The sequence below is a fragment of the Rufibacter hautae genome, from assembly GCF_008271695.1.
Classification (GTDB): Bacteria; Bacteroidota; Bacteroidia; order Cytophagales; family Hymenobacteraceae; genus Nibribacter; species Nibribacter hautae.
In genome coordinates this window covers 811,290-832,803 of record NZ_VKKY01000002.1, presented here as the reverse complement: position 1 = coordinate 832,803, position 21,514 = coordinate 811,290, and the positions used below count along the sequence as shown (strand labels likewise).

Annotated in this window: 16 protein-coding genes; 12 read left to right on the top strand and 4 right to left on the bottom strand. The window is 49.0% G+C overall.

What is annotated here, in order from left to right; all coding sequences use genetic code 11:
- Nucleotides 1–588 precede the first annotated feature (588 nt).
- From FOA19_RS12275 to FOA19_RS12260, 4 genes are all read left to right on the top strand, one after another.
- The gene (locus tag FOA19_RS12275; protein ID WP_149091107.1) at nt 589–1,797 is read left to right on the top strand and encodes a PAS domain-containing sensor histidine kinase; all 1,209 of its coding nucleotides are present in this window, start codon (nt 589–591) and stop codon (nt 1,795–1,797) included.
- A gap of 334 nt (nt 1,798–2,131) precedes the next feature.
- Nucleotides 2,132–2,470 carry a hypothetical protein gene (locus tag FOA19_RS12270; RefSeq protein WP_149091106.1) on the top strand — a complete coding sequence of 113 codons (339 nt, stop codon included), beginning with the start codon at nt 2,132–2,134 and terminating at the stop codon, nt 2,468–2,470.
- Nucleotides 2,471–2,790: 320 nt separating this feature from the next.
- Nucleotides 2,791–4,050 (top strand): cysteine desulfurase-like protein, encoded by a 1,260-nt coding sequence (locus FOA19_RS12265; protein WP_149091105.1) that lies wholly within the window; start codon nt 2,791–2,793, stop codon nt 4,048–4,050.
- Between the two features lie 228 nt (nt 4,051–4,278).
- A complete protein-coding gene (locus tag FOA19_RS12260; RefSeq protein ID WP_149091104.1) occupies nt 4,279–5,025 on the top strand; it encodes a pseudouridine synthase in 747 nt (248 codons plus the stop codon).
- Between the two features lie 55 nt (nt 5,026–5,080).
- Here the strand turns inward: FOA19_RS12260 and FOA19_RS12255 are convergent, their stop codons facing one another.
- The gene (locus FOA19_RS12255) at nt 5,081–6,103 is read right to left on the bottom strand and encodes an alcohol dehydrogenase catalytic domain-containing protein (RefSeq protein WP_149091103.1); all 1,023 of its coding nucleotides are present in this window, start codon (nt 6,101–6,103) and stop codon (nt 5,081–5,083) included.
- A gap of 407 nt (nt 6,104–6,510) precedes the next feature.
- Here FOA19_RS12255 and FOA19_RS12250 point away from each other — a divergent pair, with 407 nt between their 5' ends.
- Together FOA19_RS12250 and FOA19_RS12245 are read left to right on the top strand one after the other, a co-directional pair.
- Nucleotides 6,511–6,795, top strand: coding sequence for a hypothetical protein (locus tag FOA19_RS12250; protein ID WP_149091102.1), 285 nt, complete (start codon nt 6,511–6,513; stop codon nt 6,793–6,795).
- Nucleotides 6,796–7,009: 214 nt separating this feature from the next.
- Nucleotides 7,010–7,258, top strand: coding sequence for a hypothetical protein (locus tag FOA19_RS12245; RefSeq protein WP_149091101.1), 249 nt, complete (start codon nt 7,010–7,012; stop codon nt 7,256–7,258).
- A gap of 36 nt (nt 7,259–7,294) precedes the next feature.
- On the opposite strand, the gene FOA19_RS12240 is transcribed toward FOA19_RS12245, so the two are convergent.
- On the bottom strand, nt 7,295–8,410 hold the full coding sequence (locus FOA19_RS12240) for a sensor histidine kinase (protein WP_190300387.1): 1,116 nt from the start codon (nt 8,408–8,410) through the stop codon (nt 7,295–7,297).
- A 523-nt stretch (nt 8,411–8,933) separates the two neighbouring features.
- Here FOA19_RS12240 and FOA19_RS12235 point away from each other — a divergent pair.
- From FOA19_RS12235 to FOA19_RS12220, 4 genes are all read left to right on the top strand, one after another.
- Nucleotides 8,934–10,979, top strand: coding sequence for a DnaJ domain-containing protein (locus tag FOA19_RS12235; RefSeq protein ID WP_149091099.1), 2,046 nt, complete (start codon nt 8,934–8,936; stop codon nt 10,977–10,979).
- A 504-nt stretch (nt 10,980–11,483) separates the two neighbouring features.
- Nucleotides 11,484–12,641, top strand: coding sequence for a glycoside hydrolase family 43 protein (locus FOA19_RS12230; RefSeq protein ID WP_149091098.1), 1,158 nt, complete (start codon nt 11,484–11,486; stop codon nt 12,639–12,641).
- A 188-nt stretch (nt 12,642–12,829) separates the two neighbouring features.
- Complete coding sequence (locus tag FOA19_RS12225) at nt 12,830–13,021, top strand: cold-shock protein (RefSeq protein WP_149091097.1); 192 nt, start codon at nt 12,830–12,832, stop codon at nt 13,019–13,021.
- 463 nt (nt 13,022–13,484) lie between these two features.
- Nucleotides 13,485–13,676, top strand: coding sequence for a cold-shock protein (locus FOA19_RS12220; RefSeq protein WP_149091096.1), 192 nt, complete (start codon nt 13,485–13,487; stop codon nt 13,674–13,676).
- A 925-nt stretch (nt 13,677–14,601) separates the two neighbouring features.
- Here FOA19_RS12220 and FOA19_RS12215 read toward each other — a convergent pair.
- Nucleotides 14,602–15,363: a pseudouridine synthase gene (locus FOA19_RS12215; RefSeq protein ID WP_149091095.1), complete on the bottom strand. Its 762-nt coding sequence runs from the start codon at nt 15,361–15,363 to the stop codon at nt 14,602–14,604.
- Nucleotides 15,364–15,640: 277 nt separating this feature from the next.
- Here FOA19_RS12215 and FOA19_RS12210 point away from each other — a divergent pair, with 277 nt between their 5' ends.
- Nucleotides 15,641–16,396 carry a class I SAM-dependent methyltransferase gene (locus FOA19_RS12210; protein ID WP_223808869.1) on the top strand — a complete coding sequence of 252 codons (756 nt, stop codon included), beginning with the start codon at nt 15,641–15,643 and terminating at the stop codon, nt 16,394–16,396.
- A gap of 1,017 nt (nt 16,397–17,413) precedes the next feature.
- On the opposite strand, the gene FOA19_RS12205 is transcribed toward FOA19_RS12210, so the two are convergent.
- A complete protein-coding gene (locus FOA19_RS12205; protein WP_223808868.1) occupies nt 17,414–18,838 on the bottom strand; it encodes a S8 family peptidase in 1,425 nt (474 codons plus the stop codon).
- Nucleotides 18,839–19,512: 674 nt separating this feature from the next.
- On the opposite strand from FOA19_RS12205, the gene FOA19_RS12200 reads away from it, so the two are divergent.
- The gene (locus tag FOA19_RS12200; protein ID WP_190300386.1) at nt 19,513–21,420 is read left to right on the top strand and encodes a cellulase family glycosylhydrolase; all 1,908 of its coding nucleotides are present in this window, start codon (nt 19,513–19,515) and stop codon (nt 21,418–21,420) included.
- The last annotated feature ends 94 nt before the right edge of the window (nt 21,421–21,514 follow it).

The following is a 21,514-nucleotide window of genomic DNA, read 5'->3' as shown; positions in this document are numbered from 1 at the left end:
CGCTGATAAGTAACAGGTAAAAGAATTATCAGGATCAACTCCATTAAACTGTGAGTTAACTAACGCTACTACCTTAAAGCAGCTTTTAATTTTATTTGCAATATTCAAAATCCCTCCATGTTTGTTCATGGAGGGATTTTGAGTATTAGGGCAATCTATAACTGTTAATATTCACTCTTAATAATTTTTGAGCTCCGTCACTTCTAAATAGAGCATTCTATATATTGAAGAAGGGCCTATTATTATTTATCAGGGCCAATTATTGATCAGACTCTTCCTTAGTGTCAAAATTAAACCAAGGTTTTGAGTCTTGTCTTTACTCAACTCCTCCATATAACCCATCCTATTCCAAAATATTTTACAGACATCCCTGCTCTTACTACTCTTCAACAAACTGCCCTAAAACGCTTCATACGTATCAAAAGGATCATATTAACGATGGTATCCTGTTCAATTTGCGTCTTTAGTATCACTATTATGTCTATTTTTTCATAATAAATATCATATACCCTATTGCATTGTATAATTTTTTCCTTACTTTCATTAAAGAAAATCATACCAGATTCAATTTTATATCAATAAGTAACAATGATAGAATCCCAAATCTTAACCATAAGCAACAGAATCAACTGGGAGAAGATGACAGAACTGTCGCTGGATCTTTTCTGCACGTTAGATAACAACAGGTTCTACCAATATGCCAGCGAGGCTTGTGTAGACATGCTGGGGTATCGCTCATGGGAGATGGAGGGCATGCATTATACTGATCTGGTTCACCCAGATGATAAGACCCAAACCCAGCAAGCCTTTTGGGCTGCCTCTTCCGGGACAAGGCAGAAATTCGAGAACCGAATGATCCATAAGGATGGCCAGGAGGTGTGGGTTCTTTGGTCCGTGGCCTGGTCTGAGGAAGAGGGTACCCTGTTCTGCGTGGGCCGGGACATCACAGACTTTAAATTCAAAGAGCAAAAATCTCAGAAAACAGAGCAGCGTTTTAAGCCAGTTTTCATGAAAGAGGTTCTAAAACAGCAGATAGTCCCGCAGCTTTCCGATACCCAGGAGGAAACGGGTTGCAAAGAGACCAAGCTGCAGCTTTCTCAACTGACCAAGGACCTGATAAGGAAAAACGCCGATCTCCAACAGTTCACCTACATCGTGTCCCATAACCTGCGCACCCCGGTGGCGAACGCCATGGGACTGGCAAATCTGTTGGCCACCACTGACCGGAACTCAGCTTCCTTTGACCGGTCTTTGTCTTACCTGCGGCTGAGCCTGTACCGGATGGACAATGTCCTGCGGGATATGAATACGATCCTGACCATCAGAGACCGGAGGGGTAATGTGGAGCGTGAGCAGGTAAATGTCAAAGAGGTGATATTGCAGGCCATGTCTTCTTTGGAGGACCAGTTAAGAAGCGCCGGCGCCACCATCAACCTGGATATCACCGACGGATTGACGGTCCAGGCCAATAAGGCTTATTTTTACAGCATCATCCTAAACCTCCTATCTAACTCTGTGAAATACAGAGCCGAGGAGCGCAAATTGGAGGTAAACATCCATTGTTACCGTAAGTCCAAAACCGAGGCGGCCATTTCCTTCTCAGACAACGGCTCGGGGTTTGACATGGAAAAGAACCGCAACAATGTCTTCAAACTTTACAAGCGCTTCCACACGCATACTGAAGGACGCGGCATGGGCTTGTTCCTCATCAAAACGCACCTTGATTCGTTAGGGGGCCGCATTGAGGTAGATAGTCAGGTGGGGCAAGGCACCTGCTTCCAGATCAATCTGCCTTAAAGGTCAAAAATTCTAGATTCAGGATAGTTCCTGGGTCACCATCGTCACAGCTTCGGCGCTTTTTACTCATTACATTTTACAAGTGTTTTTGATGAAAGTGGCCAAAAACTAATCCTCCTTCTATTTGAAAACACACTTTACTATCTCTTTAATAATTAACTATTCCTTAATCACTTATAAAATTTAATAACGCATACTTTACCTACATTCAACTAAACATTAATGCATCTTTTATTTCATCACCAATTACCAAATCAGTACTATGCAGAATTCTATACCCTTAGGACAATTCCTTAGATTAACTCAAAATTTAAAGCTGGTAAACCTGCAGCACATGATGAAAAACCAGAACCTGTTGAAACTGGTCACAGGTGAGGCGTTCGCGCCCTGGGAGTACATCTGTGCCACCTCTTTTATAGATGATCATTCCCACTTCGGGCAATACCTCATCAATATCAACTATCTAGGCTGCGACAAAACCTGTTTCTACTTCAGGGACAAAGATGGTTACCTCCTCAAGAGCAACTATATCTTTACCAGCCTCGGCCAAAAATCCACCATTGTGTTGACGAGTGTCAGTGTACACCCTTCAGACGAATTGGAGACCGTCTTGCGACTGAACCTGAACAAGAAGGCGCCCTACCAAACCACAGAGGAACTGGCCTACTTCTAAGGTCAAATCTTAGCGGTTGTTTCTCAGTGCCAAGGAAGCGCAATAACGGTGCTCTTGCCCTCCGTCCCACCCTAATTTGACCTTATTGGCTATATAGTTTTGCCCTAAAGAGCTTTCAGGGAACGGTTATAGCTACCTAACGGATTTTAGAGCTTTAACTTTTTAGGAAAGTTGATTTCTCATTCTATTCTGATGCTTCAAAGGCAAGAAAACATCCCTGCATCTATTAGCTGAAAATGTCATAACTTACGCAATTTGTTTTAAGGCCATTTCTAAGAAAACAGCCCTAACGTAAAATCTACACCAAAAACAAACAGCTAATGAGTGAGTTTTCAGTACAGAAGTTACGCGAAGCATTTCCGGCCTTGAGGCCAGTAGAAAATAAAAAGCCCTTTATTTTTTTCGATGGGCCGGGCGGCACCCAGATGGCCCAGCAGGCGGTAGATGGCATGGTGGATTATATCACCCAAGGCATGGCCAACCTCCACGGCGCGTTCCTTACCAGTATCCGGACCGACAATCTCCTGTTGGAAGGCAGGAACGCCATCGCTGATCTACTGAACTGTTCCCCTACAGAAGTCGCATTTGGGCAGAACATGACCTCGCTCGCGTTTTCCATCGCCCGAAGCCTGGGTCCGTTCCTCTCCAGTTCTGACGAAGTGGTAGTCACCGAGCTGGATCACCGCGCCAACGTAGATCCTTGGGTGACGCTGGCAAAAGATAGAGGTGCGACCGTTACGTTTATACCCGCCAACCCCAATACCTACACCCTGGAACTGGGGAACCTGCACAAGATCATTACGGAGAAGACCAAAGTGGTAGCCGTGGGACTGTCCTCCAACGTTACCGGCACCGTGACCGATGTAAATGCCATTATCGCCCGGGCCAAAGAGGTGAATGCGTTGGTCATCATTGATGCGGTGCACGCCGTTCCGCACCTGGCCATGGACTTTAAAAAACTGGGTTGCGATGTGCTGCTGTGCTCGGCATACAAATTCTTCGGTCCTCACCTGGGCATTGCGGTAATCGCGGAGTCCTTGTTTGAGAAACTGCCCGTGTACAAGCTGGCTCCGGCTCCCCAGGAAATTCCCGATAAGTTGGAAACGGGTACCCAGAACCACGAAGGCATTGCCGGGTTGCTGGGTGCGATCCAGTTCATCCAAAACCTGGGGGAAGGCTCCACCAGAAGAGAACAACTCACCTCCGGTATGCAGCGCATTGCCGCCCATGAAGATGAGCTGGCCCACAGGGTAGAAACCTTCCTGATGAATGTACCGGAAGTACGCCTTTACCGGGCTCCGGAAGGCACCCCTAAAACTCCTACCTTTGCCTTTACCGTGGAGAACGTGCCAGCGCGCGAAGTCACCACCTGGTTTGCCCAGAACTACAACATGTGCATCGCTGATGGTCACTTCTACGCCTCCACCCTCGCCGATAAGCTGAAAGTAAACCCTATGGGCGGCTGGGTCCGGATTGGGTTGGCGCCTTACAATACCTTAGAGGAAATTCAGCTGTTTGAAAAAGCTTTGCAGGAATTTATCTCCACACATGTGAAGAAGTTACAGCCTTCTCAGGTTTAAGCTTTTGTTTTCTGGCTAACTTTGTAAAAACGATCCTAATTGACCCAATTGTTAATTCTTGCCAGAAGCTGGCTAGGCTTTGGAGATGTCCTTCTCTTGGGCCTAGCCAACTTTTTATCTATGCGCTGAAGATTACCTAAACAGAAATTACAAAGCCATTGCTGGTTTGATCTTCTGCCGAGAGTGGAATAATCTCCGTAATTTGCGGCTTCAATAAGAAAGAAAAAGGTGCTGGAGATCATATTTGAGGATGCGCACTATGTGGCCATCAACAAGCCCAATGGCTTACTGGTGCACCGCACCCGCATTGCCGAGGAGAAAAAGGAGTTCGCCCTGCAGTTGCTGCGCGACCAACTGGGGTGCCGCTTACACGCCGTGCATCGCCTGGACCGGGGAACCTCCGGCGTGCTGCTTTTCGCCAAATCCCCGGAAGCAACGGCCCCTTTGGTGAAGGCCTTTGCCGAGCGCCAGCCCGATAAAACGTATTTCGCCATTGTGCGCGGGTACGCCCCGGAGGCGGGTACCATTGACAGCCCCATCCGCCCCGACAAAGACCACCAGCACAAAGAAGCCCAGGACGCCATCACCCACTACACCAGGCTGGCTACCGTGGAGCTGCCCATTCCCGTAGGCCCTTACCAAACTGCCAGGTATAGTTTGGTTAAGATCAAGCCGGAAACCGGGCGCATGCACCAGATCAGAAAACACTTTGCCCACCTCCGGCACTACATCATCGGCGATAAGAAGCACGGTGACTGGCGCCATAACCGCATGTTTCTGGAGCAATTGCAAAGTCCTGCCTTGTTGCTACATGCCGCCTCCCTAACTTTTGAGCATCCATTCACCAAAGAATTAGTGGAAATAAAAGCCTCCCTGCCAGAGAACATGCGCCGACTTTGCCAGGAGTTCTCCTGGCTAGAGATAGTACAGCAGCAGCAGGAACTGCCCTTATCTGAGTCGGCTAGGAACGCGTAGGGTTCCATTTTTCCATAAGACCAGGCCCTTAAGCCTCTGTGGTACTGTTAAAGCCCTAAACCCTGACTACCACTTTACCTATGGTTTGCCCGATTTGGAAGAGCTTGATGGCTTGGTGCATTTGGTTGAATTCAAATGTGTGGCCAATGTGCTGGGGTTTTAGAGCTAGTTTTTGCAAATCTTGGAGTAATTGGAGCATCATATCCGTCTGCTCGTAAAGATAGATGAGGTTAAAGCCCATCAGTGATTTGTTCAAGGTTGGAAGTTTCAAGGGATCAATCTGGGGGCGTTGGAGGTACTTCCAGATGAGTTTGGGGTAGTTGGGTTTAGCGCCGTGGCTGGAGAAGCTGGCATTGCCGTACACCACCATCCGGCCCATGGGAGCCATTGTTTCCCAACCCTGCCGCAGAATCTTACCGCCAATGCATTCCATGATCAACTGCAAGGGGCGTCCGCCAAGAGCTTCTTCCAGCTTTCTTTTGAAATCCTTACCCCGAAGGATTACGGCATCGTAGGCTTCTTCCTCCTGCAGAAAGTCAATCTTATTTTTCTTCCCCACACTGCCAATGGTATAAGCCCCCAACTTTTTACAGATGCGGTTGGCCAGAATCCCTACGCCACCTGCCGCACTGTGGATGAGCACCGTCATTCCCGGCTGGAGATTGCCTAATTGGGTAAGCGCATAGTAGGCGGTGAGTCCTTGTACCAGGAACCCAGCCCCTTCCTCAAAGCTCCAGCTCGGGGGCAAGGCAATGACATACCGGTGGTGGATGTTGAGATGCGAGACATACCCCCCAAACTTTGTAGCGCCCATCACCCGGTCCCCTACCTGCCATTCCTCCACGGCTGACCCAACCGCTACCACCACCCCCGAGAACTCAAGACCAGGTATGAAGGAGCCTTCCGGAGTAGCGCTGTACAGGCCCTGCATGGCAAAGATATCGGCGAAGTTGAGTCCGATGGCTTTTACCTGAATGCACACTTCGTGGGCTTTGGGGCGGCCCAATTGCTCTGTCTGCAAAGAAAGATCATGGATAGACCCAGCGTTGGGCATGCGGTAAACCTGGCGTAAGAGCATAAATAAATTGGATAGAATGAAGTGAATGAAATTTTTATACTACCACAACGCGGCCCTTGTGCTTAGGTTAGGTTAGTTAGCGTGAATAGAAAACAAAACACTCAAGTCAACCTTCATAATATTTGTAAAAGCTATCCTTTTCCACACTTAAAAGCATCTAAAATCAGCAGTTGAAAAAATTGGGGCAATAATTGCTAGAAAGTTTTACCTGGAAATAAGCCGATGGATTTTGTCTCTGCGGCTTCATTCTTTTTCTCTTGAGGTTACACCTTTTATATCTGAAAAAAAGAATGAAAGTGACCAACATAAATCTCTTACACCAGGTTCAAACAGTATTGTTTTTGTCTAAACAAAATACAATATTGCTGGTAAATAAATTGTAGCACGCATTTTGTAGTACAATGAGCATGGAAAGATATGCTAAGGAACAGGTTTCCAAGGAAGTACTAGAAGTTATTCTGGACCATTATGCCCCAAAACTCACCTCAAAGGGGTTTAGTTTGTTCGGGATAAACATAACCTATTACTTCCCCGAAGAGGATTTGGAGGGAAAGGAAAGCAATCTGGTGGCGTTTTCTATTGAGGAAGATACTAGAAATTCTTACTTCATTTTAGCTACCCAAGGCACACCTGCTCCTCAGGTAAAAGCCCTTGTAGAACAGCTGGAGTATGATGAACCCGCGGCTGAATAAGCAATAATTTTTCTGCATTGCTTTTGCCTCTTTGAATTCTGCCTGTTTTCTTGAAAATAGCCTTAAAGCAAGTGCAGTAAACGCGGGCATAAGGAGTTGTTATGCTTAATGCAACTTCTAAAAGGCAACGCCTTTCCAGAAGGAAAGACAATGCGTAAGCGGTTGTCAAGTGGCTAATAATTTACCGGTGAAGCTTTAATAATTGAGTGGTTGTATGGAGAAAAAAGATTCAATTCTCCGGGCTATACTGGCCAAAGTGGGGAAGCTCCCGGAGCCTCATGATCACCCTACCCAATCAGGAGTGATCGCAGATGATACCCAATTACCCCTGAATTGTGTTTTGGCTCTTAGCAGAGAACTTTCGGAGGAAGGCCTGGTCGCCATCAGTTCCTTGTCTGATCCTCCCTTACTGTACCTCACCAAAACCGGAGTAGCCCGCGCGCGCCGCTACGACCGGGCATAGCTTCGATAAATTAACCTAAATACATTTACTAGAAAACTAAGCTCTTGGCTGGGTAGGCTTGCCTAGGTGCTTTTTCGGTAGCCGAATATAAAAAGTGGTGCCTTTGCCTTCGGTACTTTCAAAGGTGATAACCCCGCGGTGCCATTCCACAATGGTCTTCACGATGGACATGCCCAGTCCCACGGAATGTTCTCCCTTCAGGCCGGGTCTTCTGGCTGGGGTAAATTTTTCAAAAAGGCTGTCCTGCAACTTCTCGGGGATACCAATTCCAGTATCCGCTACCTTCACCAACACTTCCTCGGATTCCTCGTCCACGGTCACCGTGATGGAACCGCCATCAGGGGTGAATTTTAGGGCGTTGGAAATAAGGTTCGTGATGACCTGCATAAACTTGAGATCGTCAATCTCCACAAAAATCTCGTCGGCGCTAGCGATAAAACTCACGGTCACGGGCAACAGCTCGCTCCCTATAATTTCATACTCAATCATCGCCTCCCGCATCTTCTCCACCAGGTTCACCCGGCGGGTTACCACCTGCGTGTGCGATGATTCCAAAAACTCCTGGTTCATGAACTCCCGAAGCATATCAGAACCCTGTTTGCTGATGCGTTCAATCAGGTGCAGCATGTGCTGGGTATCCTCGTCCTGATTTGTCTTCAATTGGTCTGCCAACAGGCCGGAAAGATTCTGAATCATGCCCAAAGGTCCGGCTAGGTCATGCGCCAGAATGTTGAGCACGCTGTTCTTCTTGTTGGAATACCGCTTAAGATGATCATTGTACCTTCTGGCAGCGGTAATATCCTCCATGTGGCCAAGCAACAATGTACCAGAGGCCTCCTCTACCAGCGAGGCAGTCAGGCAAACCCATTGTTCCTGTTCACCTTGAAACAACACCCTGAACTCAATGGTTGAGGATTTTCCCTGTACCTGCAATTGAGCAAACCAGTCCTGCACAAATTGCTGGTCTTCTATATGCACCAAGTTAAGCATGGCCTGAGGACTTGTATTGTCCGCCGGAACCTTAAAAGAAGCCTGGAACTCGGGACTTTGATACACGAAAGATTCTTTGTCTACCTCATAGGCGAAAAAGGCCTGACCGGTTTGTTCTAACAGCGTTTGGTATAAGCCTGGAGAGGTATTCTTGGTTTCCATGGTGATGTAATGAAAGGTACGCCTCACGTCAATGCCCTCCAATCTACCAATAAAACGGGGGAAAAGTTTAGATAAGCAATCATCCGGATGCCTTACTGGATTTGGCTGCATTCCTTTATGCGACTTAACCAGCCAACCGGAAAGTACACTATTCCCATATTCCATTCTCCTCTAATGATAAGGCGCAGAGATTTTGTATGGAGAAACTTACCTTTTACAATCGAGGTTAGGCTGTTTTCAGGTCGCTTATAAGAAATCAGAGTGAAAACAGATAGGTGCATGTAACTCCCATTTACAGAAAAGTCAATCAGGTGGAAGGAATACAATTGAAGGAAAACCTATGAAGAAGAAAAAGTAACAATTCAATACTTATTAAAAATATTTTTTGATTAAGTATAAATATAGCTATATTAGAAGGCAAGTAAATCCATATTTCAGAAAAGAAGGCTTTTGCGCACTTGAGGGCTAAAAGGTAAGAGAGCAGAAGGTAAGCAATAAAGAATAGAACAGATAAAAATTTTATATGCAGAAGAACTACTACCAACTGCTTGGGATAAAGGAATCGGCGTCTCCCCTGGAGATCAAGGATGCATACCGCAAACTATCCAAGAAAATCCACCCCGATCTGAACCAGGGAGAAACCTTTTTCGAGGAATATTTCAAGGAGGTAAAAGAGGCATATGAAACCTTGTCTGACCAGGAGAAAAAGCGGAACTATGACACCCGACGCTTCAGACCGGCCATCACCAACAATGCGCCTCCCATTCCCAGCAACCTGGTAAACCTGGAGTACCAGGTTTCAAGGCTTGAATTGAAATTACGGGACCAAAACGAACAGATGGCCACCCTGCAGGCCGAGAAGAAATCACTGCACCAGGAGTTAGAGCATTTTGTGAAAGCCTTGTTTGAGGTGAAGAACGAGCGCAGTAATCTGCAAAGCAAAGTAAAGGAACTGGAGCAGCAAACCGCCTCCCTGAGCAAGCGTCCGGCTACCGTAGTGGAGAAAGCCCCTGACCGTAGCCGCGAACTGGAGCTCCAGCGCAGTTTACAGGCCCTGGAGCATGAGCTGCAGAATGCTCAGAAGCAGATTGCCACCAACGCACAGGAGCTGGCTCGTGAGAACCAGGTGAAAATAAAACTGGAGAAGCGACTACAGGAACTGGTATTGGAAGCCGCCCAGGCGCAAGCCCGGGAAAAGCAATTTACGGCCCTCACCCAGGAAGCGGCCAAGCAGAAAGCCCGGATGCAGGAACTGGAAAAACAGACCCAGCAGGTACAGGCTGAACTGCAAGGCAAAAGCCGCGAGTTAGAACTGGTCCTACAGCACCGTAAAACCCTGCAACTGCATCTGCAGGAACTGGAAGACAGAAAACCGGAACCCACCGCCGTGCCAGCGGCAAAAGGCGAAAAGAACGAGAAGGCCCGGTACCAGCAGAACCAAATTTTGGAAATCACCACCCAAAAACAAGCCTTGCAGAACCAGGTACATGATTTGGAACTGGCCGCCGAGCAGTTGAAACAGGTTCTCCAGGACAAAACCAAAAACCTGCAGCAGGAAAAAGCCCTGAAGCAGGAGTTACAAGCCAAGCTTCAAAACCTTTCAGAGCAAGTTGCCCAGCAACAAGAGCAATTACACCGCAAAACCCAGGAGCTGGAAGGAGAGCTAAAGGCTAAACAGGCCCATCAAATTAAAATTCAGGAGTTGGAGCAGGAGGCCCTCCGTCTAGGAGCACTGCTTAAGGCTAAAGCCGAAGAACACACGCACCTTTCTCAAAAGCTACAGGAACTGCAGGCAAAACTAAAAGCCTTGGCCCAAGAGGAAACCAAATTGCACGCCACCATCCAGAAACTGGAGGGACAAGCTGCAAAAGACCAAACTGAGTTGCAGGCCAGAACTCAAGCGCTGCAAACCGCCAATGCGCAGAAGCAGGCGCTGCAAAAAGAATTAGAAGACCAAAAGAAAACCACAGCCACAAGCCAGCAGGACCTGCAGCGCAAAACCAAAGAACTGGAACAGGAAACCGCGCAGAAGCGCACTGCCCAAAGCAAAATTCAAGACCTAGAGAAGGAGAAAGCCACCCAGGTACAAAGGGTAACTGAGCTGCAAAAAGAACTGTTGGCCGTCAAAAGCCGGTACACGCACTTGGCCCACCTGCAGCCGTTTTTGGTAGAGCGCATGGACTTCTTCAACTCGGCGACACCCAAAGTCTACCGCGATTCCTTTGAACGGGCGGACATCAAGTACATCTTCAGCCGGATGAAGATTGCCGTGCTCGCCGACAAACCTGGCAAGCTGAACGTGCTGGTAAAATACGTGAAACCCAACGGGCAACTGTATTTCAACCCGAAGTCCTCTCCTACCGGCTACTCCTTTGCTGCCACCCTTAGCTACAGCCCCGATGATGAATACTTGTACCTTTCGGGATGGGGCAGCGACCGGGACACCACCTTTGTGGCCGGCGACCACCGCGTAGAGATCTATGACGAAACAGGCCGCCAACTCACCAAGGCCCACTTCATGGTGAAAGATAAGATTCTGAAGTTGTCTAAGTTGAAAAGCATCTTTTAACCATCGCTTTTTACTCATAGTTAATTCAATCTGCTAAGTCTTTTCAATCCTCCGGGCTGCTGATAGCTGGTGCCTCTTCTAGTTTCCTTGCTCATTAACCAAAGTGCTGGATAAGGTGCAAGGAAACTCAAAAGGGATTACCCATGTAAAATTCGCTGGCGCGAGCGTCCCGCTCGTGCCTACACCTGCAGATCAATCTTTAGGCAAATAACGCCACCAGCAAGATGACAATCTGGAATGCGTGCGGACACGAGCGGGACGCTCGCGCCAGCGTATGATAATTACCTATCAGGAGGAAAGACACCAAGCAAATTATTAAAAAGGCAAGACAAACCTGATCTCCTCTCAAAATTTGTGACATTAAGAGAACACCTGTTTCTTTCAACCTGCTACTTTGTATGAGGTTTTCTAAAATGGGGCTTAAAATGGTTTGTAAGGCTGGCTTCTTTCCGGGCTGCTTTCTTTTTAGTAGCTTTAATCTTACAAGAACCAACCTCATTGCGTATGTACTGGACAAAAAGTGTTTTAGCTATATCCTTCGGTTTGCTGGTAGCTCATTTAGATCTTTCTGCGCAAGGCCAGGCCCAGGCCACTGCCCCAGCAGCGGTGAAGCCGGGCATGTACAAGAACCCCATGCCAGTGGCCATTGGCGACCCGTATGTGCTGTATGATGCGCCTACCCAGACGTATTACATGTACGGTACGGGCGGCGGGGCCAAAGATGGTTTCGGGACATATTCTTCCAAGGACCTGGTGAACTGGAAACCCGAGGGGCAGGTGTTTAGGGGCAACATCCCGGGCTCCTGGGACGAGAAGAACTTCTGGGCGCCTGAGGTGTACCGCGTCAAAGACAAGTACTACCTTTTCTACTCTGCCGACTGGCGCCACAACCCCACGAATGAAGAAGAGAACTTCCGGATCGGCGTAGCCGTGGCCGATAAACCCACCGGTCCCTTCAAGCACCTCAGCGACAAACCTATCTTTGATCCGGGCTACCCCATCATTGATGCCAACCTGTACATAGATCCCAGCGGGAAAATGTATCTGTATTACTCGCGCTGCTGCTACAAACACCCCGTGGAGAGTGAGGTGGCTACCTGGGCGAAGAAAACGGGCCTATTCCCCGAGATTGAGGAAAGTTGGATCTACGGGGTGGAGCTGAAACCCGATTTCAGTGGTGTGATTGGCGAGCCGGAGCTGCTGCTGAGGCCGCCGGTGAAAATGAACGATCCGCAGTCTGAGTGGGAAAGCCGCTCGGTGACGGCCAAAGAAGTGAACCGCCGCTGGACCGAGGGCTCCTACACGTTCAAGCAGGGCGATACTTATTACATGATGTACTCCGCCAATCACTTTGGGGGCGAGCATTACGCAGTGGGCTACGCCACGTCTAAAAGTCCGCTGGGACCTTTTAAGAAGGCCGAGAACAACCCGGTATTGCAGAAGAACACACCCAAAGGCGGACTGGTGACCGGCACGGGCCATAACAGCGTAGCGTTTTCGCCAGACGGTAAGCAGATGTTCTGCGTGTACCATGGCCGTACCAAAGCCACCGGCGATGAACGGGTGGTGTTCATTGACCCCATGAAGATCCAAAAGGACGGCAGACTGGTGGTAGAAGGCCCCAGCACCTCGCCTAAGCCCATGCCTCTAGGTAAGAAGTAATGCAGCTCAGAATCCTGGCTCTAAGACATTGATTTTCACCTGAACCAGGGCCAGGATTTTAATTATTTTCGGGCTTTTTAGGCCTTGAGCGCCTCTCAACGGGGTTTGTAAAAGTTTCTGGTTTTCCTTGTTTACCTAAGTAGTTAATCCACGTATAGGATTGTCGACTAGGTATTTACAACAACCATATGAACCACGGAACGGTAAAATTCTACAATTCAGATAAGGGCTTCGGCTTTATTACAGACACCCAATCTAACAAGGAATACTTCGTGCACGTGTCTGGCCTCATTGACCAAATCAGCGAGGATGATGAAGTGGTCTATGAGCTTCAGGAAGGCCGCAAAGGCTTTAACGCCACCAACGTCAAACTGGCGTAGGTATTCCCTAAAACTACTATACAGGTATCCCAAGGGCCTCTTCTGCGGAAGGGGCTTTTGCAAGTACACCCAAGGAGATCCAGCAGGGCAAGCCCCTGGTGTGAGGCGGTCCCTCACAACCTGTCCTTTGCACCTTGGCAGGAGTAAGAAAGCTCTGTGGAAACCCGCGTCCGTTTAGATCCTGTTTTCAGAAACCAGGCCCTAAACAGCACACCCCAGCGTAATGCTTTTGAAAGGAGATCTGCCTAGGTAAGAACCGCCTCGGCAGACTGGCTTCCCCTACCCGTTTTTGATGATTAGAAAGATCTTGCAAGTACAGACCCTGAAAGGCAGGATTGGAATGATGCCAGAAAAGGGCCTTGACAGGCGTTAAACCAAGTTCTGGAAAGTATTCCCGTTATCTTCTACCAGGAATGAACGAATACCCTTGGGGGGGTGTCTTTAGAGTACAATGAACAACTATATGAATCAAGGAACAGTAAAATTCTTTAACACCGAAAAAGGCTTCGGTTTCATTAAAGACGCACAAACATCTCAAGAGTACTTCGTCCACGTATCCGGACTGATTGACGAGATCAGAGAGAACGACGAAGTAACCTACGAGCTTAAAGAAGGTAAAAAAGGACTTAACGCCACCAATGTACAATTGGCATAGTCATTTGTCATAAACCTAGTGTAATGAAAAGCCTCTCCAAATGGAGAGGCTTTTTTATGCTGAAAAGTTTAAGTAAAGTATGATTTTGATTTACCTGTGCAAAACATGAACAATTCTAAAGTAGAAAAATTTTTATTCGTAACTTAATCTAGATCCAAGCATACAGAAACTTGTTTCTGTATGCTTGGGATATTACATTCTGCATCATCATAGGTTTAGAATGATGAAATGTATATTCCAAATCCTCATAGCTAATGTTTTAAGATCCAATTGGTTTGTGTATTGGGACTCCACTAATAAACGTACCTTAAAAGTAAAATGGTAGAATCAAGATGCATTAGAAACAAATTTATACCTGTTTTTTATGGGCAAAAATGAAGAATTATCTGGAGACTTTCGTGTGTCACCAAAAGGTCTACATCTGCTAAGGAATAGGTTCAACTACGAGACTATCCCATTTAACCAAATCACAAGTCTTCAAGTAAAACGTACTAGAGTGCTAAACAACTGGGTAATTATTTTAGTAGTTGGAGTTAGTTTGCAGCTATTTGCCCTTCTCTATACATTAGTCATACTTTTATTTGTAGACACAACCAGAATCTCAACCCTGTTCTTGGTGCCTCTTCTACCATATTTCTTTGGTTTGTACATGATGGTGCAATCACTTAAGAAAGATGACATGGTTTTAGTAACTTATCGAAACAAGAGAAAGAAACTTCTACTTCAAAGCCCTGAACAGTACGATAAATTACAGAAGTATAGGAATCAAATGAATTTGGTTCATCAACCGGAATCTTTTCCCACAGACCCTGAAACATTTCTGTATGAATGAATAAGCTTGATCTAAATTTCTTTGTTCTTTTTGGAACATCGAGATTTAGACTGCTGGTTTTTGCTCTTTAATTTCACTAAATATCCTATGTGGCTATTTGTACGAGATAGCTGGAGACAATAGAGGTAATTTTAAGCTTTTGGTAAAACTTTGCTTATATCTATAATCACATTCAGCTACTTGCTTAAGGTTCAATTCCCTCCACTCCCCCGGCTGCAACTCTCCTACTACCACATTTACCATCCGCACCCGCGCCAACCTCTCCACGGCATATCCCAGCTTATAGCACATGCGCCGAATCTGCCGGTTAAGGCCCTGCGTGAGCACAATGGAAAACGTCTTTTCTCCTAGCGGCTGTACCTGGGCAGGACGTGTCTTCTGGCCCATAACCACCACCCCGGAGGCCAGTTGTTCCAGCGCTTCGGGAGTTAAGGGCTTGTCTACCGTTACTATGTATTCCTTTTCTTGGTGGCTTTCAGAGTGGCTGATGCGGTTGTAGAGGGCCCCGTCATCCGTGAGCAGCATGAGTCCTTCAGATTCTTTGTCCAGCCGGCCCACCGGGAACACCCGCACGTTCAGGTTCAGGGCCTGCGCCAGGTTGTTTTCAATGGCGGGGTTGAGCGTAGATTCCACACCGCGGGGTTTGTAGTAGGCCAGGTACGTAAAGGTTTGGGGTTCTTTGAGCACCTGCCCGTCAAACTGCACCTCGTCTTCGGGGGATAGCGCCTGCTGGAACTGGCCTTTCGCCCCATTCACCAGCACCCTACCGGAGATGATGGCCTGGATGGCTTCTTTGTTAGATAGCCTCCCTTTCTGCACCACGAAATACTGTAGAGAAGAGGTAAGGGATTTCATGCGTAAAGAACCGATGGATTGGGCACAATTGCTATTGTCAAGAGACCACAAAGGTACAGGAAACGACCTAAACTATTGACCTGAGGTGATTTAATTTGCAGGCTCCCCGGCCGGGCGAAACAAAGGAAACACTCCACCCAGGTACCTGCTACACTTACATGCCCAGGAAGATGGATAAGCCGGGGAAGGCAAAGATATGAGCCCTCCTGAAATTGCCTGGATTCTTAGAACAAACCTCCGTTTACAGGGTATATAAAAAAACATACCATTCCTGCCCGTGAAAAAGTTAGCTCTACGTCCGCTTCTTTCAGCCACTTCCCTGCTTTGGGCGGTGTTGCCCCTGCTTTTCACCGCCTGCGATGCCCAACCGGTGAAAAGCCAGGCGAAAAGTGCCGCTGTGTACGCGTCCAAAACCCCGCACCCCGATGGAACCGGCAAGGTGTACCTGGGCCGCGAGATCGCTCACGTTATGTCGGCGAGCGGTGGGGAATGGCTGGAGCGCGATACCCGGCAGGAAGAAGAAAACGTGGCGCTCGCCATCTCCAAATTACAACTCCAACCTAACAGCGTGGTCGCCGATGTAGGCGCCGGCACGGGCTACTACACGTTCCGGATCGCGCCGAAGGTTCCGCAGGGAACCGTGTACGCCGTAGAAGTGCAGGAGGCATTCGTGACAGGATTGGAGGCCCGCAAAAAGGAATTGGTCCTAAACAATGTGACGGTGGTCAAAGGCAGCGCACAATCTCCTAACCTACCTGAGGCTTCGGTGGACCTGGCCATAATGGTGGATGTGTACCATGAACTGGAATACCCTCGCGAGATGCTTCAGGCCCTGCACCGATCCCTGAAACCTACCGGCAAGCTCCTCCTGCTGGAGTACCGCGCTGAGGACCCGTCGGTGCCCATTAAAGCCTTGCACAAGATGAGCGTGGCCCAGGCCTACAAAGAACTATCCGCCAACGGGTTCACTCTCTCCCGGCGGGAGGACTTTTTGCCCATTCAGCATTTCTTGCTGTACGAGAAGGCGAAGTAAACGCGTCCCTCCCATACCTTGGCATTTCCCTCTGGTACTCCAGAAGTAGCATTAGAATGGCTCACACTGGTACAAAAAGTTTTCAATATTTCGATTCCTTAAAGGTGTAAGGACAATCACTACCTGACTGGGTATTTAGGGTAATTTTAGGAACTTGTCTCCATCAATACAGGCTCATGTGCTAGCCTTTTGCCGGAATTTGATTTTGTTGATTTTTGGCTTCTGTTTGAGAAAACAGACTTAAAGGAGGAACCCACCCCTACCCCTCCTAGGAGGGGAATCAAGCAATGCATATGAAGGTAGTTGAGTCGTAGTTTGGATTGTTGGCGATAACACCAACAACGGCGGCTTAGGTTGCCGAGAGAACGATTAGGATAATGTAGGGGCACCTCTTGTGGGTGCCCCTGGCAGTAGCTGCCGTTCATTGCGGAGGATCATGTAGAGACAAGGCATGCCTTGTCTCTACATGATCAAATATTTCCAGATTGAATCACTCAATCAGGTGGCATAATTCAGACGAATTCCAAGACCAGCAGTTTCCTGCGGCGGGCTGGGGCGAAGGCCTACAGTGAGGCCGAGGCTCGGCCTGTCGCACGGAAGAACTGTTCGAATGGCAGTGACCTGCGTCAGCTATAGAACAGATAGCTTTGGCCAGGTGGTACCTTAACTGAAGCCTCACTGTCCGAGCGTCAGCGAGTTTGAGGCTTCTTGATTCTTTTGGTTACTTTTCTCATCAAGGAGAAAAGTGACAAACGCCCGCAGACCCCGGCTGCAACTAGAAGCTTAGTAAGGAAGGGAGTAGAAAGTAACTGCTCAGAAGGTGTTTTTGAAGCTAGCGCCTCACTGCAGTTTCAAACTGCAGACCATCGTAGGTCCAAGTTGAAAACTTGAACCAGGGAGAGAGATTAGAAGGAGATGTCAAAAACTCCTTAGCAGACCAAGGAACAAAAAAGCTAAAACATAAAAAAGCCGTCCTGCTTTTCAGCAGGACGGCCCTCCATTTAAACAAACGACTCTCTAAAATCCGCTCACATTAAGGCGACCGCCGGTAGTGCATTTGCCAGCTAGAGACGAGGTGGGAACCGCGCTGCTCAGGATGGCATCTTTGATGGTTTGGGCAGTGGAACCTGGGTGCGAAGCCGCGTACAGGGCCACTCCTCCGGTGACGTGTGGCGTAGCCATAGACGTACCGTTATAGGATGAATAGGTGTTATAAGCAGTGGAAGAATAGATGCCGGAACCTGGGGCCCCGATGTCTACCGTAGTGGCGCCATAATTGGAGAAAGAAGATCTTCCGCCCGTGGAGGTAATGGCCGCTACCGCGATTACATTGTCATACCCTGCCGCAGATGCGGTGTTGTAGTTAGAGGGGTAGCTTCCTACGGCATCGTTGTTATCACCTACGCCATCAGAACCTCCGTTACCGGCGGCGGCCACGAACAGAATCTGGGCTTGGGCTGCGCGTACTACCGCATCGCTTAGGGCTTGGGAGAATCCACCGCCGCCCCAGGAATTATTGCTGGCCACAATGTTCATGTTGTGGCGGGTTTTCAGGTCAGTTAAGTAGTCAACGGCTTTGATGGCGTTCGCGGTGGTACCGCCTCTGCGGCCCAGGAACTTCAACGAGATCATGGTCACGTTCCAGTTCACACCTACTACGCCTTTCCCGTCGTTTTTAGCGCCGATGGTACCGGCCACGTGCGTGGCGTGGTCGTCATAGGCACCACGGGTACCGCCGTCATAGACAGAGTTGTCATTGGCGTCAAAGTCCCAGCCGTTCACATCGTCAATGTAGCCGTTGCCGTCATCGTCTACGCCGTTCACCGGATCAAAGGGGTTGGTCCAGATTTGACCCTGCAGGTCTGGATGGTCCGTCTGTACGCCTTCGTCAATGATGCCCACTACGACCGAGGCAGAACCGGTGTGACCGACGGCCCAGGCTTCACCGGCCTGGCTGCCATACTGGTTAGCCGGGGCGGTGGCATCGCCGTACATGCCCCATAAGGAGCCGTTGGTGTAGTACGGGTCTGAAGAAGCCGCCTGATGGGTGTAGAGGAAGTTAGGCTCCGCGAATTCCACTGCGCCCTCTCCTTTGATTTTGCTCAAGGCCTCCAGTGCGGCCATGGGGGTATGCACCAGCACTACGCCTTCTTTGTCCCCGAACCGAGCCATGGTTTTGGTCAGGATCTTCTCTTTTACCTTACCGCTGATGCGCTCCAGCACAGCGGCCCGGGCCTCAGAGGCGGCTCCGGCTCTGAATTTTACAAGCACCTCATTGGGGACAATCTGCTGTCCTCCGGCAATTCCCGCATCGGCTTGGGCAGTAGCCGACAGTTCCTGATCTTCCGTTAACTGGTCTGTGTTACAGGCCGTCAACAACGTCGCCGACAACATGGCTGCCGCAACGGCAGATTTTCCAAAGGCAAGGTACTTTTTCTTCATGTTTGTTAGTTTAGGTTTGGGTGGCTAAAAATCATGGTCTAATTGACTAAATAAAAAAGACAATACAGAGGAAAAATCCTGCTTTCACTTAACATAAATTATTTTATACCAAATTTGCACTTTGCAATTAAAACTCGCTTGGTTTCTTATTTTTATTGAAGATCATTTTCATCGTTTGGGCAGATTTCTAGTCATCCGTAACTATATACATTTTCTATATTCCTGATTACACCCAAAAATTTTCTTACTCTCCAAAGGATGACCCAGTACCTTGCTCCTCCTTTCTCTAGGACAAGTCACTTTCTGAATTAAGGCACTTTTCACATTAATGGCCCTAAAACAGTAAATGCAAGAAGTAAGATCACATATATGGTTCTGGAATGAACCTCATGGCTAGGCTGAAAGCAAAAGGTTTGGTTGAACCAAAAGCAGAAACAGCAACCCTTACCTTCTTTTGCTTCAGCATCTTAAAGCAGCTCCGTCAGAATTCAACACGCTGAAGTAAATTGCTTATTAAATACCTTTATCTTTATCAGGTCACGCCTGCACCTTTTATAGAGAAATTAATACTAGAGAAAACACCTATACCGAAAGAGATGACACGAACTCCGAAAAACCGGAAACCTGGCCAGCAATCCGTTTGGCATCTGGCAATGCTTCTTCTGTTGTTTTGTATGGCAGCCTCACCCCTTCTGGCCCAAGAGGCGCCTTTTAAGAAAGGGGTGAACCTAACGGGTTGGTTCCAGGCCAATAGTGCCCGGGAGGTGCAGTTTTCCCGCTATACCCGGCAGGACTTTGCGCAGATTAAGAGCCTGGGTTGTGATGTCATCCGGTTGCCCATTAACCTGCACGCCATGACCAACGGCGCCCCAGCCTACACCATTAATCCGCTTTTCTTCTCCTTCCTGGATGAGGCGGTGACCTGGGCCGAGGAACTGAACCTGCACCTTATCCTGGACAACCACTCCTTTGACCCCATCGCCGATACCCAGCCCCAGGTAGAAACAATTCTAGAGAAAGTCTGGCCCCAAATGGCGCAGCATTATAAAGACCGGTCAGAACGCATTTATTACGAGATCCTGAACGAGCCTCACGGCATTTCAGACGCGCAATGGAACGCCATTCAGGGCCGCATTATCCAGGCCATCCGCCGGCAGGATACCCGTCATACCATTATTGTGGGCGCCACCAATTTCAACAACTACCAGAACCTGGCTCAGATGCCGGTGTACCCAGACAACAAACTCATTTACACCTTCCACTTCTACGATCCGTTCCTGTTCACCCACCAGGGTGCCACCTGGGTGGCACCTTCCCTCTTGCCCCTGGCCAATATGCCGTTTCCGTACCGCGCCCAAGACATGCCTCCCCTGCCCTATAGCCTGCGGGGCTCCTGGATGGAAAGCGCGTACAACAACTATGCGCAGGATGGCACCGTGGCTAAAGTAAAACAGCTCATTGACATTGCCGCGCAGTTCAAGCAGAGCCGCCAGGTGCCGGTGTACTGCGGCGAGTTCGGGGTGCTCATGGATTACAGCCGTCCTGCCGACCGCGCGTTCTGGTACAACGAGGTGCGCCGCTACCTGGAGGAAAAAGGCATTGCCTGGACCAGTTGGGACTACCACTACGGTTTCGGGCTGTTCAACCCGGGCGGGAATGATCTTTTCGAGCATGATCTGAACGTTCCGCTGCTACATGCCCTTGGGTTTACCGTGCCGGCGCAGACGCCTTACGTCAAACAACCCGAGGCCGCCGGGTTCGCGGTGTATTCTGATTATATAGGGCCCCGGATTGTGAACGCCAGCTACGGCACCGGTCCCCTGGATTTTTACGCCGACCAGAAACCCAACAACGGCCGCTACAGCCTGGCCTGGACCGGGGCCGAGCAGTACAGCAGCATCGGGTTTGACTTCAAACCCGATAAGGACCTCTCCAAACTGAAACAGGAAGGGTACGCTGTGGATTTCCTGTTCCGGGGCACTGCCCCCGCCCTGAGCTTTGACCTGCGCTTCCTGGACACCAAAGCAGGCCCTGAGGACCATCCCTGGCGATCAGGCGTCACCATCACGCCCGATCAGGTTCCGTTCGATGGCCGTTGGCACCACGTTCGCATCCCCCTGAGTTCCTTCACCGAGAAAGGCTCCTGGGACGGTGCCTGGTTTAACCCCGAAGGCAAGTTTGACTGGACTAGCGTGGACCGCTTGGAAATTACCGCCGAGCACGGCGCCTTAGGCCAGGCCAAGCTCTGGTTCGATAACCTCTACATCTCCAACCAGGATACCGCCAAAGTGTATGAGACCTCGGTTTTCACCGGAGCCGTGACGGGCATCTCCCCCGGCATCAAAAACGCAGACCTGAAAGTGTACCCCAATCCGGCCGCCGGGTATCTGCTCCTGGAAACCACCTTGCCCGGCAAACTCACCGCGGAGCTCAGCAACAGCGTGGGTACAGTGGTCCAACGGGCGGCTTTCACCCAGCGGCTAAAGCTTTCTACCATCGCCTTCCCGGCCGGGGCGTATTTCTTGAAAGTGATCCAACCCAACGGCCAGTCCACTACCCGAAAAATCATGCTGCAGCGGTGAGGCAGTTTTAACTAGTGGACACAAGGTTGCTTTAAGGTCTACCTCTATAACTCGCTTCCATGACGCTATTTAGGCTTCTATGCTTTAAGTAATT

Coding starts and splice junctions, on each gene's coding strand:
- FOA19_RS12240 (WP_190300387.1), bottom strand. CDS start 8,410: ATGGAAACCAAGAATACCTCTCCAGGCTTATACCAAACGCTGTTAGAA.
- FOA19_RS12265 (WP_149091105.1), top strand. CDS start 2,791: ATGAGTGAGTTTTCAGTACAGAAGTTACGCGAAGCATTTCCGGCCTTG.
- FOA19_RS12275 (WP_149091107.1), top strand. CDS start 589: ATGATAGAATCCCAAATCTTAACCATAAGCAACAGAATCAACTGGGAG.
- FOA19_RS12255 (WP_149091103.1), bottom strand. CDS start 6,103: ATGCTCTTACGCCAGGTTTACCGCATGCCCAACGCTGGGTCTATCCAT.
- FOA19_RS12205 (WP_223808868.1), bottom strand. CDS start 18,838: ATGAAGAAAAAGTACCTTGCCTTTGGAAAATCTGCCGTTGCGGCAGCC.
- FOA19_RS12225 (WP_149091097.1), top strand. CDS start 12,830: ATGAACCACGGAACGGTAAAATTCTACAATTCAGATAAGGGCTTCGGC.
- FOA19_RS12220 (WP_149091096.1), top strand. CDS start 13,485: ATGAATCAAGGAACAGTAAAATTCTTTAACACCGAAAAAGGCTTCGGT.
- FOA19_RS12200 (WP_190300386.1), top strand. CDS start 19,513: ATGGCAGCCTCACCCCTTCTGGCCCAAGAGGCGCCTTTTAAGAAAGGG.
- FOA19_RS12250 (WP_149091102.1), top strand. CDS start 6,511: ATGGAAAGATATGCTAAGGAACAGGTTTCCAAGGAAGTACTAGAAGTT.
- FOA19_RS12270 (WP_149091106.1), top strand. CDS start 2,132: ATGATGAAAAACCAGAACCTGTTGAAACTGGTCACAGGTGAGGCGTTC.
- FOA19_RS12245 (WP_149091101.1), top strand. CDS start 7,010: ATGGAGAAAAAAGATTCAATTCTCCGGGCTATACTGGCCAAAGTGGGG.
- FOA19_RS12215 (WP_149091095.1), bottom strand. CDS start 15,363: ATGAAATCCCTTACCTCTTCTCTACAGTATTTCGTGGTGCAGAAAGGG.
- FOA19_RS12235 (WP_149091099.1), top strand. CDS start 8,934: ATGCAGAAGAACTACTACCAACTGCTTGGGATAAAGGAATCGGCGTCT.
- FOA19_RS12230 (WP_149091098.1), top strand. CDS start 11,484: ATGTACTGGACAAAAAGTGTTTTAGCTATATCCTTCGGTTTGCTGGTA.